This window comes from Binatus soli (SeqCode) (assembly GCF_050015535.1).
GTDB classification, from domain to species: domain Bacteria; phylum Desulfobacterota; class Binatia; order Binatales; family Binataceae; genus Binatus; species Binatus soli.
This window is the reverse complement of sequence record NZ_JBEKBF010000010.1, coordinates 38785-55765: the sequence shown is the minus strand read 5'-3', so window position 1 is coordinate 55765 and position 16981 is coordinate 38785. Positions and strand designations below refer to the sequence as shown.

Below are 16981 nucleotides of genomic sequence, written 5' to 3'. Positions count from 1 at the left end.
CGCCGATCGGATCCCGCAAGAGGCCGCGCAGCCTTGTTTCCACAACGCGACAACGGTTGTCAGGGGAATTATTGATCCAGGCAAACCGGATCGCCCAGGCGAACCCGGCCCGCCGCACCGATCGACGCGAATACGCCGACGTACGCGCGATGATGAAACGCGGCCGTGCGCAGGATCGTGTAGTCGCGCGGGAGATCATCCTGCGGATGCGTCGTCATCACGCAGCGCAGCGCAGGCTGCATCGCGACAATCCTCAGGCTGTCGCCGACTTCGAGCGTACCGCCTATCCACTCGTCCTCGATGAACGCGTCGTCGCGCTGGCCGGTGTCGACGAAAATCGTCGGACGGAAGCGGCGCGGGTCGAAAACCGGACCGGGCGCGGCGAGTTTCGCCATATACCGCAGCGTGCCACTGGCGACCACGTGCATTACCGCGCTGTCGAAAAAACTTTCCTTCTCGAGTGCGACGTACTCGGGCAGCATCGCGGCGGTAAGCCCGGGAATAACTTTCTCGACCGGCACGTCGGCGAAAAGGGTCGCCGGGTCGATTCCGGCGAGCTCGCCGCGCGCGGTCGCGGCGCGCTCGAGGCTTACTTTGCGTCCGAGCGCCGCGGAAATCAGTTCGGATGCGTCTGCGTCCTCGGCGTGAATCTTGCGGCCGCCGGGCAACTCGATTGTCACGGGCGCCACGCGTCCCGACGCGGGTTCGGAATCGTAGGCCGCCCGAAATTCGAAAAGCCGCGGGAACTTCTTCGCGCTGGCGATCTGGCGCGTCACCATCTCTCTGAGCGCGTACGCGCGATCACCGACCGCGCCGCGCTCGGTGAAATCGAGCTCGTCGAGCTGCTCACCGAGCATCGACTTGACCGGGTAGCGCGCGAGCGCGCTGACCTTGCCGATCATTCGCCGCGCCATCTCGGGCCTCCTGCTTGCTTCGATTCCATCACATGCTGACTCCGGCGCTCGGCGTGGCCGAGGGCTCGGCGGTCGGACTCGAGGTCGGCGTGTTGCGCGGCATTGGCGAATCCGTCGGTTTGGATGCTGACGGCGCGGGAATCGCCGGCGGCGCGGTCGATGTCGGCAGCGGGGTCGGCACGGACACGGTCGGAAGCGCTCCCGAGGGACTGGGCGCCGGCGAAGGACTGGCGGCTTGCGACGGAACTGGAGCGGCCGCCATCAACGCCGTGCCTGCGCCGTAATCGTACACGAGCACGCCGCCGAGATGACCCGAGTAACCCAGCGTCACAATCGCCACGACGGCGACGATGAGATAGATCGCGCGCGATCCCGCCATGAAGCCGAACCCCTGAATCAGGATTCGCCACAGCGCGAGGATGCCGAAGGTAATCGCGAGATACTCGCCCAGCTGCGCGTGCGTCTTCAGGACATCCCTGGCCGGCGGGCCCAGCGCGTTCCAGATGCGGTCGGCCTCCATACCGCCGGTGAAGTACGAGCCTCCGGCCGCGAGCGCGCCGAGGATCGTCAGCGTCAGGGCGGTGTAGCGAAGCCAGATGCGAGTCGGAGCGGCGCTCGCGACGAGATCGATCAGGACCGCGACGATCAGCAAGCCGATCGTGAAATGATCGACGACAGGATGCAGCTGCCAGGGTTGGAGGAATTTCACCACAGAGTCCATCGGTGCTCCTTGAATAGGACGGGTCCGAGCAGCGCGGGCAATTGACCCGGGAAATTGCGTGGCGCGATGCGCGGTCTGTGCAGTTTATCGCAAAGCTTCGGTCCGCGCGCAAATCTGCGGCATCCGCGCGCGGAAATCGACGGGGCGAAGAATTCACGAAGTCAGCAGTAGGGCGCGCCTCCGGTGCGAATCAAAAGTTCATTTGTCCTCGATCTCGCCTCTGGTTGTCGCTGACGGCGTGCGGTCGGGCCGCGGTATCGCAATCTCGAGGTCGCGTATCTCGACGTCGCTCCACGCGGTTTGCGTGAGCAAATAGCGGATCGCGCCGGCCATCGTCAGTGTGCCGAAATCCGGCGTCCACCACTCCTCGAATCCAAACTGCGGTGCGTCAGGGTTGCCTGCGAGCGCGCCGCTTTGCGTCTTGCCGATTGTCACGACGATGTTCGCGGCCGCGGGCGAATCCGTCAGCGCAAAATCGCGCAGATACCATCGCACCTGCGGCGTTTCGTTGTCGTCAGGGATCATCGCGGCAGCGCCAGCCGGCGAAACCGCATTTCTCGCCCGCTTACATTCCCTGACCGTCTGAATCGAGGTCGTCGGTTCGGACCAGAACAACAGCGCGTGCCGGCGCCACGGCGCCTCACTCGTGTCGGGCGCCGGATGGACGAAATTGGCGGCGAACTGAACGTAGAGCGTGAACACGACCGCCGCCGCAATCGCATAACGAATCGAGTTCCATCGCTCCGACCGATGCATCCAATCGACTGCGTAGGCAGCGAGGATGGTCAATGGCAATAGAATCGCGAGCACCGCGTCGGATCGATTTGCTCCCACCGTCGCAAGCGTCATCAGGCTGACGATCGCCCACACCATCGACCACACCGCGACGCGGTCGCCGCTACGTCGTGAGACGATCGCGATTGCACCGGAGATCGCGAGAATCAGGATAATGAATTCGTAAATCACCAAAATCGCGATCGACCTGTGAAGTCCGTGGCCGAAGGCAATCGGCGGCCAGGCAAACGCGGCGCGCAAGTCGTATCCGACTACTGTCGCGAGAGACCGGGTGAAAAAAGCCGTCGTCAGCAAGCTCCACAGGCCGGCCGCGACGATCGCGCAGACGATCACGAGCGCGCGACGCCGATCCCACCATACGCGCAAGCGCAAGCGCCGATGATCGATCCGCACAGCGTCGCCCGCACCGGCGAGAATCAGAGATACGATCACCGCGGCGGCCGTCGCGTAGCCGATCGGGTCCGCCGAGAGCCACAGCGATATCGCGGCGCCCAATCCCGCCGCGCGCGCCAGACCCGGTTGCCGGCGCATGCTCTCCGCGATTGCGATCGCGATCATCATGAACGCCAGCGAGGCTATCGCCGTCGAACCGCCGCGCGAAAAATAAGTCACGCTCGGCGAAATCGCGATCAAGGCGGCGAAGGCAAGCGCTCCCGCGCGCCCCAGGAACGGACGCATCGCAAATCCGCTCGCGACCATCAGCAGACCGCACAGCATCACCACAATTCGCGAGGTGGCGTCCGTCGCGCCGGCCGCCGCGAAGATCCAGCTCTGGAGTATCGCGACCCACGAAGCGTGAAGGCCGGCGCCCGACGCGAGCGCGGCGCTCCCGTGCGTCGCCATCGCGAGCGCCGCAAGCGCATCGCGTGCATCCGGCGCGTCTAGAGGACGTGCTCCCAGAGCGATCGCGCGCGTGACGAGCACATAGACGGCGATCAGGTACCATCCAAAATGCTCCGCCGTGACGACGTAAACCGCTCGCGTGAGCCGTTCGTGGCTCAGGTTGACGGCGGTCTCCGTCGTCAGCGGCACGAGCCGAGGCTCATGCCCGGCGCGCTCGCTGGATTTATCGTCCAGCCGCCACTCGTCATCTGGAATTCTATCCGCGCCCGCCATTATTATTTTCCACTCTTGCGATTTCGCTATTGCCTGGATTGCGCGTTGTCAACGCCGGCGCGCCGAAAATTAATAGGTCCGAAATGCAGTTTTGCGCTTGAGTGAAGCGCCGGCGCGGCTATGCTGAGAGTTTCTGGTCACGCGAAAATGTTCGGCATTAAAATAAATCCGCGGCGCCTGGTTAACAGCTCGCTCTCGTTCCTCGCGCTTGCGGCGATTATCGCCCTGTTCTTCGCTTATCGCAGCCACGCCCAACATCTCATTGCGCACAACGTCCCCGTCTCGATCGCCCATCTTCCATATTACGCGTTCTGCTCGTTTTACCGGATGCTCGCCGCGTACATCATCGCGCTGCTTTTCTCGATCATCTACGGAATGGCGGCGGCGCGCGGCCGGCATTACGAGCGCATCCTGATTCCCGCCATCGACATCGCGCAGTCGGTGCCGGTGGTCGGCTTTTTTCCCGCCGCGGTTTATTTCTTCGTCGCGCTCGCGCACGGCAGCCGGCTCGGCGTCGAGATGGCTGCCGTCTTTCTCATCTTCACCAGCCAGGCGTGGAACATGGCGCTGGGCGTTTACGAAGCGGTCAAAACGATTCCCGACGACTCGCGGGACGCGCTCGAGTCGTTCGGCGCGCGCGGATGGCTCAAGTTCAAGCGTCTGCTGATGCCCGCCAGCGTGCCGAAGCTCGTGTACAACTCGATCCTGTCCTGGGTCGCGGGATGGTACTTCCTGATCGCGTGCGAAATCATCACGGTCGGCGCCGCCAGCTACCGGCTGCCGGGCCTGGGCAGTTTCCTGTGGGAGGCCGCCGAAAATGGACGCAATTCCGATCTCGCCGCGGGACTTCTGACCTTGCTCGCGATCATCGTGTTGATGGACATGATCGTGTGGCAGCCGCTGTCCGCGTGGGCCGAGAAGTTTCGCTACGAATTTGCGGCGTCGTCGGGCGCCGCGCAATCGTTGGGGATGTTCGACGCGCTCGCGGGCGTGGGCCCGGCAGTAACGCGTGCGCTGCGCTCGATCCTGCTGCCTCCCATAAACCTGATTGCGCGCGCGCTGAACGCGATGCCGCGCGGTCCGCAGCTCTCGCCGGAACAAAGCAGGCGCGCCGGCCGGATCGTGCGGACGCTGGTGATCAGCTCGATCGCGATCTTCACCGCGTGGGCGTTGGCCCGGGGCTTTGTCGCGTTGATCAGAACGCTCTCGCAGCCGTGGCCGTCGGACGCGAAGCAGATTCCGGCTGCAATCCTCGCCTCCACAATTCGCATGACGATCGCCTACGCGATCTCGCTGGCATGGACGGTGCCGTGCGCGCTGGCCGCCAGCGAGAGTCCGCGCTTCAACCGGGTCCTCTCTCCGATCGCGGAAATAGTCGGCTCGATGCCCGCGACGGCGCTGTTCCCGGTCATCGTTATCTTCGTCATTCAGGTCACCGGCGGGATGAATCTCGCCTCGGTCCTGCTGATCCTGACCGGGATGCAATGGTATCTGCTCTTCAACCTGCTGGCGGGGGTAAACCAGGTGCCCGAGGACTTGAAGGAAGCAGTGCGAGCGTTCGGGCTCTCCCGCTACGCGCGATGGCGAAAGCTGATTCTTCCCGCCGTGATGCCGTCGCTGATCACCGGCAGCATCACCGCGTGGGGGGGAGGATGGAACGCGCTCATCCTGTCTGAGTACTTCGTGTACAAAAATCAGACCTACCAGGTAATCGGGATCGGCTCGCTGCTGGACGCTGCCACCTACAAGACCGGCAACGGCGTGATGATCCTGCTGAGCCTGCTATCAATGATACTGGTGGTGCTACTGTTGAACCGGCTGATGTGGCGGCCCTTGTACAACCTGACCACGGAGCGATACAGGCTGGACTACTGACGCGTCCCTGACTATGTGCGATTCGGACTCATCTGACCCATGGCCCTCCTCGAGCTCAAACACGTCTCGAAAACTTTCGCGCACGCCAAGGGCACGTTGCAGGTGCTCGACGACATCAGTTTCGACGTGGATGAGGGCGAGTTCGTCGCGATCGTCGGCCCGTCGGGATGCGGCAAGTCAACCCTCCTGCGCATCGTCAACGGCATTGTGCCGATGACTTCCGGACAGGTGCTGTACCGCGGCCGCCAGGTCGATGGGATTAATCTCGAATGCGCACTGGTGTTCCAATCATTTGCGCTGCTGCCATGGCTGTCGGTCAAAGCCAACGTCGAACTCGGCCTCGAAGCGCAGGGATTGCCGCTGGCTGAGCGCGAAAAGCGCGCCGGAATCTATATCGACAAGGTGGGACTCGACGGCTTCGAAGAGGCCTACCCGCGCGAGCTCTCGGGCGGAATGAAGCAGCGCGTCGGTTTCGCCCGCGCGCTGGCGGTCGAGCCCAAGGTGCTCCTGATGGACGAGCCGTTCTCCGCGCTGGATGCACTGACCGCGATCACGCTGCGCGAGGAAATGCTCGACATCTGGCAGTCGCCCGACATGCCGGTAAAAACTATCGTGCTCGTTACCCACATCATCGAAGAGGCAATCGAACTCGCCGACCGCGTCATCGTGATGGCCTCGAGCCCCGGACGTATCGTCAAGGATCTCAAAGTCGAATTGCCAAGACCGCGCGACCGCCGCACTGAAACTTTCAACGCCCTCTCCGACAAGGTCTTCTCGCTGATCGAGGAGCGCGGCTGATGGCTCCTGCGTCCATATACCCGCTTCCCGATTGCGCGCTGACGCTTGTCTTCGGCTTGCTCGAATTGCTCGAAGATCGCGGCGGGCGCGAGGACGGTTACAAGATCGCGCGCGATCTCAATTTCAATTTCGGCGATTTGCTCAAGGTCATGAAGGCCGCGGAAATCCTGGGCTTCGTCTCAACTCCGGCCGGCGACGCGGTGCTCGAGCCGCTCGGGAAGCAATTTCTCGACGCGAAGATCAACGAACGCAAGCTGCTCGTGCGCGGGCAGTTGAAGAAACACAGCCTCTTCAGCTACTTAATCCGCCTCCTTCATGGCCAGGAGGATAAGTCTCTTAGCCGGGAAGTCGTGCTCAGCCACCTCGCGATGCTCCTGCCGAGCGAAAAGCCCGAGCGCCAGTTTTCCACGATGGTGAACTGGGGGCGTTTCGCCGAGCTGTTCGGCTATAACAAGGACGAGGACCGCTTTTATCTCGACCACGAATAGGCGTTTGCGCCACGGGAGAAATCGCTATGGCTACCGATGCTGAAAAAGTCGTGACCGAATTCTGCAACGCATGGCCGCGCAAGAATATCGACGAACTGCTCGGCTTCTTCACCGACGACGCCGTCTATCACAACATCCCGTTCGAACCGGCGCGCGGCAAGGACGCCATCCGCGCCGTCATCAACACCTTTCTGCCGATGGCCAAGTCGCTTCATTTCAAAGTGCTGAAGAGCGCCAGCGCCGGCAACGTCGTCTTCAACGAGCGCGTCGACGTCTTCGACCTGGGCGGCGGCAAAACGATTTCGCTGCCTGTCGCAGGCGTGTTCGAAATCACCGGCTCGAAGATCAGCGCATGGCGCGACTACTTCGACATGGCGATGTACACCAAGCAGATGTCCTAGCAGTGTAAGATTCGCGCACGATGGCCTCGCCCGTCACTCACGCCATCATCGGCACCGCCGGCCACATCGATCACGGCAAGACCGCGCTCATCAAGGCGCTCACCGGCCAGGATACCGATCGGCTGAAGGAGGAAAAAGAGCGCGGGATTTCGATCGATCTCGGCTTCGCCTACTTCACGCTGCCCGACGGCTCTCGCGCCGGCATCGTCGACGTCCCCGGCCATGAGCGCTTCATCCGCAACATGCTCGCCGGCGCCCACGGCATCGATCTCGTGCTGTTCACCGTGGCGGCCGACGACGGCGTGATGCCCCAAACGGAGGAGCATCTCGACATCCTCCATCTGCTCGGCACCCGCCGCGGCATCTTCGTGATCACCAAGGCCGACCTGGCCGACTCGCCGCGCCTTCGCGAAGTGCGCGACGAGATCGAGCTGCTCGCCGACGGCAGCACGCTCGCCGGCGCACCGATAATCGAAGTCTCGTCGACCACCGGGCTTGGCCTGGATAAATTGCGCGCCGAGATCGTCCGCCAGCTCGACGGCTTTCAGGCGCGCCGCGCCACCGGGGTCTTCCGGCTTCCTCTCGATCGCGCGTTTGTCATCAAGGGACACGGCATCGTCGTTACCGGCACTGCGATGGGCGCCGAGGTCAGGGTCGGGGATAAGCTGCGCGTGCTGCCGTCGGGAAACGAGGTCCGCGTGCGCTCGATCCAGGTGCATTCAGATTCCGTCGAGAGCGCCGGCCTATGCCAGCGCGTCGCGCTGAATCTCACCGGCGCCGAAAAGCTCGGCCTCGCCCGCGGCGACGTGCTCGCCGACGAGCGGCTGGACTCCGCGACCGCGCGTTTCGACGCGTGGATGGAAATTCGTCCCGCCGCCAAACGCGCGCTCAAGAGCAACACCCGCGTGCGGCTGTTCATCGGCACCGCCGAAACCATCGCCCGCGTGATCGTTCTCGACGACGCAGGCGTGATCGCGCCCAAAGCCGCCGGCTTCGCGCAGCTCGTGACCGAGGACCCGGTCGTCGCGCTCTCGGGCGACCGCTTCGTGATCCGGGACGAAACCAATTCGCGCACTCTCGGCGGCGGCGTCGTGTTGAACCCGTTCGGCCGCCGCGTCCGCAAACCGGTCGAGGCCTATCGCGCCAATCTCCGCTTGCTCAAGGATGCGTCCGGTGGGGATGCGCTCGAGGCGTTGATTAATTTGCAGGAAGGCTTCGCGCTCGGCGCGATCAGGATTTCAACCCTCATGAACATTCCGATCGCCGAGGCCGAAGATGCGCTTGGCGAAGCGCCGCGCTTTGTCAGGCTGTCGATAGGCGACGAAGAAGGCTTCACCACGCGGACCAGGTGGGACGCCCTCAAACGCTTCGCCCTCGATGCGCTGGCGACGCATCACCAGGCCGAGCCGCTGTCGCCGGGCCTCGAGATGGAAGCGCTACGCTCGCGCATCCCCTATGAAATCGGCGCGCGCGCGTTCCGTCCGATCGTCGATCACCTCAGTCGTGAATCTGAAATCGTGCGCGAGGAAAGTGTGCTCCGCCTGAAGAGCCATCGCGTGCAACTCGGCGGCGAGGCAGAAACGCTCGGCGCGAGTATCGAAGCCGCGCTCACGCGCGCCGAGTTCCAGCCGCCCGAGCTCAAGCAATTGGCCGACGCTTTGAAAATTCCCGCCGGCCAACTCGCGCATCTCAGAGCCGTGATGCTCGCGATGGAACGCGAGGGCCGGGTCGTCAAAATAGCCACCGATCTCTACTTCAGCCGCGCCGCCGCCGACAGCGCCCGCAATCGCCTGGTCGAATATCTTAATACTAATCCCAAAATCACAGCCGCGACGTTCCGCGATCTACTAGGCGCATCGCGCAAATTCGCAATCGCGATCCTCGATCACTTCGACCACATCGGCGTGACCACGCGCGTCGGCGACGCCCGCCGGCTGCGTAGCAGAAATCAGCCGTAATTGCGCGGGCGCGGCTGACTTCGAGGCCGCGATGCGCGACAATAGGCGCGATGTCCAAACCGAAGGACAACAATCCCTCGCGGGGCGACCTCATTCGCCTGACTGCGCGGTGCAAGGCTGCGGGTTGAGCCGGTAAGCTCGGTCCGGCGGACCTCTCCGCAGTCCTCGCGCGGCTCGATTTGCCGAGCCACCCTGATTTGCTCGTCGGAATCTCCACGGGCGACGACGCCGGAGTGTTCCGTCTTTCCGACGATCTCGCAATCGTGAACACCGTCGATTTTTTCACGCCGGTGGTGGACGATCCTTTCACCTACGGACAGATCTCCGCCGCCAACGCGCTCTCGGACGTCTATGCGATGGGCGGAGTGCCGCGCACCGCGCTCAACATCGTATGCTGGCCGCAAACCGGATTGCCCGGGGCCATGCTCGCCGAAATCCTGCGCGGCGCGGCAGAGAAAGCGCGCGAGGCCGGCGTCGTAGTCGTTGGCGGTCACACCGTCGCCGACGAAGAAGTGAAATTCGGGATGGCTATCACGGGAGTGATCGATCCGCGCCGAATCGTGCGCAACGTCGGCGCGCAAGTTGGCGACGCGCTCGTGCTCACCAAGGCGCTCGGCACGGGAATCCTGATGACCGCATTCAAGCGCGACAAGCTGGCCGACGAGCCATACCAGGCGGCGGTCCGCTCGATGACGCAGCTCAACGCCGCGGCCGCCTCCGCGATGCTCAAGTACGACGTTCACGCCGCCACCGACATCACGGGATTCGGTCTCGTCGGTCATGCGCTGAAGATGGCCGAGGGCAGCGCCGTTACGATCGTGTTCGAGGAATCCGATTTGCCGCTGCTGCCCGGAGTGATCGAGCAATGCCGCGCCGGAATGATTCCCGGCGGCGGCGAACGCAATCGCGAGTACTATGCGCCGAGCGTGCGCATCTCCGACGAAGTTTCCGACGAGATTGCGGCGATTGCCTTCGATCCGCAGACCTCCGGCGGATTGCTGATCGCGATCCCCGACAAGCAGTCGCTTGCCTTGCTCGCGGAGCTTCAGAATTGCGGGCATCGCGACGCCGCGATCGTCGGCCACGTCACGGTTCGCCGCGAACACCCGATCGAGCTAGTCTGAGCAGGGGCCAGCCCGCTTTATCAGCTGGATCGCCTCGGTCGCACGCCGCAACGGCTCGCACGCGTCGTGCGCCGGGTCATCGGCAGTCGAACCGTCCCCCCCTTTCTCCTGAGATCTCCCCGCGCGCGCCCTATCCGCGGTTGACGTTTGAGGCCTGCAATCCCTTGGGCCCTTGCGCGACCTCGAACTCAACGCGCTCCCCCTGCTCGAGCGAGCGGAAACCTGCTCCATCGATGGCACTATAGTGAACGAACACTTCCTGCCCGTCCTCCATCGTGATGAAGCCGTAGCCCTTCTTCGGGCTGAACCACTTAACAGTCCCGTTAGCCATTTTCCCCCATACCTCCTGAAGGGAACCAGCCGGAGCGCCCCCTCAGGGGCCTTCTCCCGCCGCCGACGCGCTTCCCCGAGCAACACGCCGTAACGGCGCGCATATAGCACAAGATGCGGCGCTTACCAAATAGGCAACACACACGAAATCTCGCCGTAATATGTTTGGGGATCGAGAACGGGGCGGTGCAGCAGCTAATGTTGCCAGCGGCGAATTGGGCGGGCATGCATGTGGCAGTGATCGGGAATCTGGCGCATTACGCCGTCGATGCCGAATTTGTCGGCGCCGTACTTCGCGCGCGCGATCAGTGACAGCGCCTCGATCATGAATTCGCGCTCCTGGTCGGTGGGCACGGCGCGATGGTCTCCCAGGACGGCCATGGGAGTGTCGCACGAATCGCAATCAAGGATCGTAAATTTGAAGGGGTGAACGAAGTCGGCGTAGCGCTGCGTGTAATCACGCAGCTCGCACAGTTCGCATTTCGGCATCGACTAAGCCGTCGTCGATTCGCGCGGAGTATGCAACCGACGCGTCGCGAGCCGTGACGGCCCGCGACGCATCGAGGCGCAAATTCCTACTTCGTCGTTGGAGAAGCTGCCGCCGCGGGCGATGGGGCTGCCATCGCAGGGGCCGCCGGCGCCTCTTTGCCGCGCTTGACCTGCATTGACGTCTTGGTGGCGGCCTTGGCCGCGGCCTTCGCCTTCCTCTTGCAGCGATAGACGCTCGACGTCGAGATTTTGAGGTCTGCGGCGATATCCTTGGCATGCTTGCCGCTGTTGACCTCGTTCATCACGGCGTCGCAATCGACCTTGTTGGCGGCGTAGGCGGGCCGCGCACTGGCCGCAAACGCGACGGTTGTCGCGAGCATCGCCGAGGCCGCCGCAAGCGCAAACTTTTTCATCAGCATTTTCTTCCCCGCTCAGGTTAGAGTTGTTTCAAACGCCGCAGATTATTTCAAAATCCGCGTCACATCAACAGAGGCGCCGAATCCTCTTCCCAGGGGGCGCCTTCGCGGGCCAGGGGGGCGGGATAAACGGCCCCCAGGGTTTGGCGCCGCCTAGCGCTTGGGCTTGGCGAATCCCGGAAAGGATGGTTGGCGTCTTTCCTGCAAGGCGGCGACACCCTCGGTCAAATCGGCGCTGAAAAATCCCATCATCTCGAGCGCCAGCGATGCGTCGAACGCAGGGCCGGCGACGCGCAGCCAATTGTTGAGCGAGCGTTTAGTGAATCTCACCGCCTGTTGCGGACCGCGCGCGAGCTTGCGCGCGACTTCCATCGCCTTGTCCATCAGCTTGTCGGCGGGAACGCACAGGCTCACCAGCCCGATGCGTTCGGCCTCCTTGCCGTCGATGAAATCCGCCGTCATCAGGTAATACTTCGCCTTGGCCATGCCGCACAGCAGCGGCCAGACGATCACCGCGTGATCTCCGGCCGCGACGCCAAGGCGCAAATGCCCGTCGGTGATGCGCATCGCCTCCGACGCGATGCTGATATCCGCCATGAACGCGACCGCCAATCCCGCGCCGACGGCGACGCCGTTGATCGCGGAGATGATCGGCTTGTCGAGATTGATCATGTTGTAAACGATGTCGCCGGCTTCCTTCCACGCCTTGCCGACGTTGGCCGCGCTCGCCGCCATCTGCTGAATCATGTCGAGGTCGCCGCCCGCTGAAAACGCGCGCCCGGCGCCGGTAACCACCACGACATTGGTTTCGTCGTCGTCGGCAACGTCGAGCCACACGCGGCTCAACTCCCAATGGAGGCGGCTGTTGGTGGCGTTGAGAACCTCGGGACGATTGATCGTGATGAGCAGGATGCCGTCGTCGTTGCGCTCGAACAGAAGATGCTGGTAGTCGCTGTATTTCATCCTTTCAATTGCACCACCGTACGCCGCGGAATGCTCCGTCAGCTTTTGTAAATGTCGATGACCTTGCCGAGCAGTGCGATCGCTTCGGGCTTCGGACGCTGAAAGCTGTTGCGGCCGATGATCGAGCCGTAACCGCCGCCGGCGTGGATCCCGCGGACGGTATTCAGCAACGAGTCGTCGGTTTCCTTGGGGCCGCCCGAGAAAATCACGATGCGCCGGCCGTCGAACGCCGACTGTATGACGTGCTTGATGCGCGCCGAAAATGGCTCGAGCGGAACCTTGTTGGCGTCGTACGCTTTTTTGGCCTCGGCCTGTTCGATAAAAGCGGTGGGCGGCTTGACCTTGATCATATTCGCACCGAGTTGCGCCGCGATTTGCGCCGCGTACGCGACCACGTCGAGCGCGGTTTCGCCCTGCTTGCTGACGCCGGAGCCGCGCGGGTACGACCAGAGGACCAGCGGCAGTCCATTGACCTTGGCCTCTTCGCCGATTTCGCGCGCCTCCTGGTACATCGACTTCTCCTGCGTCGAGCCCGGGTAGATCGTGAGTCCAATCGCCGCGCATCCGAGCCGCAGAGCGTCCTTCACGCCGGCGGTCACGGCGAGCGCGGGATCTTTTTCCTCGTTGAGAACGTCGTGATTGTTGGCCTTCAGGATGAGCGGAATCTCGCCGGCGTACTCGGCCACGCCCGCCTCGAGAAATCCGAGCGGCGCCGCGTATGCGTTGCATCCCGCATCGATGGCGAGCTGAAAGTGATAGCGCGGGTCATAGGCGGGCGGATTGACCGCGAAGCTTCGCGCCGGGCCATGCTCGAAGCCCTGGTCCACGGGCAGGATTACGAATTTGCCTGTGCCCGCGAGCTTGCCATGGTTAAGCATCCGCGCCAGGTTGCTGCGCACGCCGGCGTTTTCGGAATCGTAATAGCCAAGAATCTCTCGAACTCGCTTGGTCATATACCTCTGTCTCCCGTCGGGATTGTCATTGCAGTTTGCATTCCTATATCACAGCATCGCGGCCGCGTAGTGGGCCGCGCCAATCAGTCCGGCGGCTGGATTGAGCGAGACGCGGACTTCGATCCGTTTCAGGATCCCGTTCAGCCGGCCCTTGGACAAGAATCCCCGCACGAACGCTCCATCGGTGAGTATCGGCAAAATTTTCGGCGCGATTCCTCCGCCCAGAAAGACACCGCCCAGCGCCAGCACTTTGAGCGCCAAGTTGGCGGCCTCGGAACCGTAAATATCGCAAAACATGGTGAGCGCGTGAACGCAAACCGGATCGCGTCCCTTAAGCGCCGCCTCGCTTACCGCAGCGGAAGGATCGCCCGCGGCGATTTGCCCGGTCAGCCAGGCGGGCTCTTCGGCCCGGCTCTCGCGCCTCAGGAAACGATAGATATTCCAGAGTCCCGGACCCGAGAGGACGCGCTCGTAGCTGGCGTGTCCAAATTCGCCCGCGACGAACCGGAGCAGCTCGATCTGTTCCGCGCCGTGCGGTGCGAAATCGCTGTGCCCGCCTTCGGAGGCGACTGCATAGTATTTGTCGCCCTCCCAGACCAGCGCTGATTCGCCCAGACCGGTGCCCGCGGCGAGCACCGCGATGTTGCCATGTTCGGGCGGATTTTCCGCGCGATGCAGAACCGCAAACTCGGCGGGCTTCAGATGAACCATGCCGTAGGCCATCGCCGTCAGATCGTTAATCAAGCGAACCGGGACGCCGTTTAGCGCGCGCGACAGTGAGACGCTGCTGAGTTGCCATGCAATGTTGGTGGCGTGGGCGTGGCCGTCGATTATTGGACCCGGCACGCCGAGGCAGGCGGCGCTCACCGCCGCGGTTGCGCCGAGGAAATCCGCGCACGCCGCCTCGAGGCTGTCGAACTGCGAGGTCGCGTAGCGGCGCTCGCGCACGATTTCGAGTGTGCCTGCGGATTGGTTGAAGAGCCCGAGCTGGGTTTTGGTTCCACCGACATCGCCGGCCAGAATGAGCCCATCCATTGCGAACCCCGATCCGGTTCTAGCCTTCGACGTTGAACGACTCGGCGAGCGCGACTTCCTCGGCGCTGCCGATATAAATCGGATGCCGCTCGTGGATCGCGGTGGCAGCCAGCTCGAGAATCCGCTCTTTGCCGGTCGAGCCGCGGCCGCCGGCCTGTTCCGCGAGCATCGAGAGCGGCGCGAGCTCGTACATCAGGCGCAGTTTTCCCTTGGGCTTGCCGCCTTCGGCAACCTCGGCGGGATACATAAATATTCCGCCCTCGAGCAGGCATCGATGGAAATCGGCGGCGAATGCACCACAGTATCGAAGTGAGTAGCTAGTGCGTTTGTCTTTGCGACTGGTAATATGCGCGACGAACTTGCGCGCTCCGTCGTGCCACTTGCCCGCGTTGCCCTGATTGACCGCATAAGTAGACCCGTGCGGCGGCATCTTCACGTTCTCTTTCCAGAGAATGAACTCACCGAGAATTCGATCGAGCGTGAAGATATCGACGCCGGCGCCGGCGCTATACACCAGCTGCGCGGCCGGCCCGTACAGGATGTATCCCGCGATGACCTGCTTCGTTCCCGGGACGAGGATGTCGTCGATCCCGCTCCCGTGCCTGGGCGCGCGTTTCTTGACGGCGAAAATGGTGCCGAGCGAACCGTTTACGTCGGTATTAGATGACCCATCGATGGGATCGTAGAGTATGCAGTAGCTATTGTCGCGGCAATTGGATGAGTAATGGTGCGGCTCATCCATTTCCTCGGATATGAGACTGCACACCGGGTATCCATGCTCGAATGCGTCGAGGAAAACCTTGTTGCCCCACTGGTCGAGCTTCTTGACCTTTTCGCCCTGCACGTTGGTTTCGCCGGTGTAGCCGAGCCCGTCGAGACCCGCGAGCGCCAACTCCCGCGTGATGCGCGTGGCGATGAGCTCGATGCGCTCCATTATGAGAGCGAGGTCCGCGACCGGCAGCGCAGTCGCGCTTTTGGTCATGATATGACGCGCGAGAGTAATGCCGCCGCTCATCTGCAATCCCTTCCCGACAAATTGCACACGTTCATGGGGTTCTCCTGCTAGAGAGTTCGCCAGGTGCACCCGTCAGCCGCGATCATCAGGGCGGCCTCGAGCGGTCCCCACGAGCCCGCAGCATAGATGGGGGGATCCATGGGCGACTGTCCCCAGGCATCCAGGATCGGTTGCACGAACGTCCACGCTTGTTTGACCGTATCACGCCGCATGAAGAGCGTCTGGTCGCCAACGATCACGTCGTTGAGCAGGGTCTCGTACGCTTCCGGCGTGGAAGTCACGTAGTGAAAATCAACTTTGACCTGCTGGAGGCGGGTCTGCGAACCGGGCATCTTCGACATGATATGGAGCGCGAGGCCTTCGTCGGGTTGAATCCTGATGGTCAGCATATTGGGCGCCAAGGGAGCGCGTGGGTTCGAGTTATACAGGATTCGGGGCACGCTGTTGAAGTAAATCGCGATTTCGCTCGAGCGCTTGGGCAGCCGTTTGCCGGTGCGCAGGTAGAACGGCACGCCGGCCCATCGCCAGTTATCGATCCAGCATCGCAGCGCGACAAAGGTCTCGACTTGCGAATCCGGCGCGATCTGCTCCTCGGCGCGGTAGGCCTTGACCGGCACGCCGCCGATGAGGCCCTCGCCGTACTGGCCGCGCACGACCCATTTTTCGATGTCCTCGTCGCCGAGCGGGCGCAACGCGCGCAGCACGTCGAGCTTCGCGTCGCGCACCGACTCGGCGCCGGTGGTGTTGGGCGGCTCGGTCGCGATCATGCAAAGCGTTTGCAGCAGATGGCTCTGCACCATGTCGCGCAGCGCCCCGGCGTGATCGTAGTAGGCGGCGCGCGTGCCGACGCCCTCGGCCTCGGCGACGGTAATCTGGACATGGTCAACGAATCGCGCCGTCCAAATAGGTTCGAAGATCGCGTTGGCGAAGCGCAGCACCATCAGGTTCTCGACGGTTTCCTTGCCGAGGTAATGGTCGATTCTAAAAATCTGGCTTTCGTCGAAATGGCGCGCGAGCTTGGCGTTGATCTCGGAGGCGCTGGCGAGATCGGAACCGATCGGTTTTTCGACCACGATGCGTGTAAACGGATGCCCCTTCTCATGCCGATGAATCATTCTCGCGGCGGTCAATCCCTCCGAGCAGGTGTCGATGAAGGCCGGCGGAATCGCAAAGTAGAAGACACGATTGCCTTCGGTACCGCACTCGGCGTCGAGCGCCTCGCATCGCTTGCGCAGGTTCTGATAGTCGGCGGCCTCGGTGAACGAGCCACGATTGAAATGGAGCAAGGGGGCGAGCTTCGCCCAGTGTTCCTTCTCGACCGGGCGGCGCGAGAACTGTTCGATGCCGCTGAGCGCGAACGCGCGATACTTCTCGTCGTCGAGATCCTCCATCGAGAAACCGAGGATCGCGAACTTGTCGGGCAATTCGCCGTCGAGCGAGAGATTGTACAGCGCGGGAATCAGCTTGCGATGGCTCAAGTCGCCGGCGCCGCCGAAGATCACCACGATGCATGGATCGTAGTGATGGCGTTCCTTGACCGGGTGATTGAGATCGACGGTCCTGTTTGCGGGCGCGGCCATAAATAGCTTA

General features: G+C 62.9%; 17 protein-coding genes. 6 read left to right on the top strand and 11 right to left on the bottom strand.

Translation table 11 applies throughout. The features are described 5' to 3' along the window. Positions 1 to 68 precede the first annotated feature (68 nt). From ABR989_RS09315 to ABR989_RS09305, 3 genes are all read right to left on the bottom strand, one after another. Positions 69 to 914, bottom strand: a complete 846-nt coding sequence (locus ABR989_RS09315) for an MOSC domain-containing protein (protein WP_428127808.1) — start codon at positions 912 to 914, stop codon at positions 69 to 71. A 28-nt stretch (positions 915 to 942) separates the two neighbouring features. After that, positions 943 to 1635, bottom strand: a complete 693-nt coding sequence (locus ABR989_RS09310) for a DUF2231 domain-containing protein (protein WP_428127806.1) — start codon at positions 1633 to 1635, stop codon at positions 943 to 945. Positions 1636 to 1833: 198 nt separating this feature from the next. Beyond that, positions 1834 to 3546 (bottom strand): hypothetical protein, encoded by a 1713-nt coding sequence (locus ABR989_RS09305; protein ID WP_428127804.1) that lies wholly within the window; start codon positions 3544 to 3546, stop codon positions 1834 to 1836. A gap of 147 nt (positions 3547 to 3693) precedes the next feature. On the opposite strand from ABR989_RS09305, the gene ABR989_RS09300 reads away from it, so the two are divergent. The 6 genes from ABR989_RS09300 to selD are packed head-to-tail and all read left to right on the top strand — an operon-like array spanning position 3694 to position 10190. Continuing rightward, a complete protein-coding gene (locus tag ABR989_RS09300) occupies positions 3694 to 5421 on the top strand; it encodes an ABC transporter permease subunit (protein WP_428127803.1) in 1728 nt (575 codons plus the stop codon). A 39-nt stretch (positions 5422 to 5460) separates the two neighbouring features. Then, positions 5461 to 6219 (top strand): ABC transporter ATP-binding protein, encoded by a 759-nt coding sequence (locus tag ABR989_RS09295; RefSeq protein WP_428127802.1) that lies wholly within the window; start codon positions 5461 to 5463, stop codon positions 6217 to 6219. After that, positions 6219 to 6707, top strand: a complete 489-nt coding sequence (locus ABR989_RS09290) for an AAA-associated domain-containing protein (protein WP_428127800.1) — start codon at positions 6219 to 6221, stop codon at positions 6705 to 6707. Before ABR989_RS09295 ends, ABR989_RS09290 begins: the two co-directional genes overlap by 1 nt. Positions 6708 to 6733: 26 nt before the next feature. Continuing rightward, positions 6734 to 7108 (top strand): limonene-1,2-epoxide hydrolase family protein, encoded by a 375-nt coding sequence (locus ABR989_RS09285; RefSeq protein ID WP_428127799.1) that lies wholly within the window; start codon positions 6734 to 6736, stop codon positions 7106 to 7108. Between the two features lie 20 nt (positions 7109 to 7128). Beyond that, positions 7129 to 9066 carry a selenocysteine-specific translation elongation factor gene (gene selB, locus ABR989_RS09280; RefSeq protein WP_428127798.1) on the top strand — a complete coding sequence of 646 codons (1938 nt, stop codon included), beginning with the start codon at positions 7129 to 7131 and terminating at the stop codon, positions 9064 to 9066. A gap of 50 nt (positions 9067 to 9116) precedes the next feature. Then, positions 9117 to 10190: a selenide, water dikinase SelD gene (gene selD / locus ABR989_RS09275; protein WP_428127797.1), complete on the top strand. Its 1074-nt coding sequence runs from the start codon at positions 9117 to 9119 to the stop codon at positions 10188 to 10190. A 130-nt stretch (positions 10191 to 10320) separates the two neighbouring features. Here selD and ABR989_RS09270 read toward each other — a convergent pair whose 3' ends face one another. From ABR989_RS09270 to zwf, 8 genes are all read right to left on the bottom strand, one after another. Continuing rightward, a complete protein-coding gene (locus tag ABR989_RS09270; RefSeq protein WP_423946992.1) occupies positions 10321 to 10521 on the bottom strand; it encodes a cold-shock protein in 201 nt (66 codons plus the stop codon). Positions 10522 to 10715: 194 nt separating this feature from the next. After that, positions 10716 to 11009 carry a hypothetical protein gene (locus tag ABR989_RS09265; protein ID WP_428127795.1) on the bottom strand — a complete coding sequence of 98 codons (294 nt, stop codon included), beginning with the start codon at positions 11007 to 11009 and terminating at the stop codon, positions 10716 to 10718. An 86-nt stretch (positions 11010 to 11095) separates the two neighbouring features. Then, positions 11096 to 11422 (bottom strand): hypothetical protein, encoded by a 327-nt coding sequence (locus ABR989_RS09260; RefSeq protein ID WP_428127794.1) that lies wholly within the window; start codon positions 11420 to 11422, stop codon positions 11096 to 11098. Positions 11423 to 11578: 156 nt separating this feature from the next. Beyond that, positions 11579 to 12388: an enoyl-CoA hydratase/isomerase family protein gene (locus tag ABR989_RS09255; protein ID WP_428127792.1), complete on the bottom strand. Its 810-nt coding sequence runs from the start codon at positions 12386 to 12388 to the stop codon at positions 11579 to 11581. 38 nt (positions 12389 to 12426) lie between these two features. Continuing rightward, the gene (locus ABR989_RS09250) at positions 12427 to 13341 is read right to left on the bottom strand and encodes a class I fructose-bisphosphate aldolase (RefSeq protein ID WP_428127790.1); all 915 of its coding nucleotides are present in this window, start codon (positions 13339 to 13341) and stop codon (positions 12427 to 12429) included. Positions 13342 to 13389: 48 nt separating this feature from the next. Beyond that, positions 13390 to 14376 carry a glucokinase gene (gene glk, locus ABR989_RS09245; protein ID WP_428127788.1) on the bottom strand — a complete coding sequence of 329 codons (987 nt, stop codon included), beginning with the start codon at positions 14374 to 14376 and terminating at the stop codon, positions 13390 to 13392. A gap of 19 nt (positions 14377 to 14395) precedes the next feature. Then, positions 14396 to 15391, bottom strand: a complete 996-nt coding sequence (locus tag ABR989_RS09240) for a class 1 fructose-bisphosphatase (RefSeq protein WP_428127787.1) — start codon at positions 15389 to 15391, stop codon at positions 14396 to 14398. A 47-nt stretch (positions 15392 to 15438) separates the two neighbouring features. Continuing rightward, positions 15439 to 16971, bottom strand: a complete 1533-nt coding sequence (gene zwf, locus ABR989_RS09235) for a glucose-6-phosphate dehydrogenase (protein ID WP_428127785.1) — start codon at positions 16969 to 16971, stop codon at positions 15439 to 15441. Positions 16972 to 16981 lie beyond the last annotated feature (10 nt).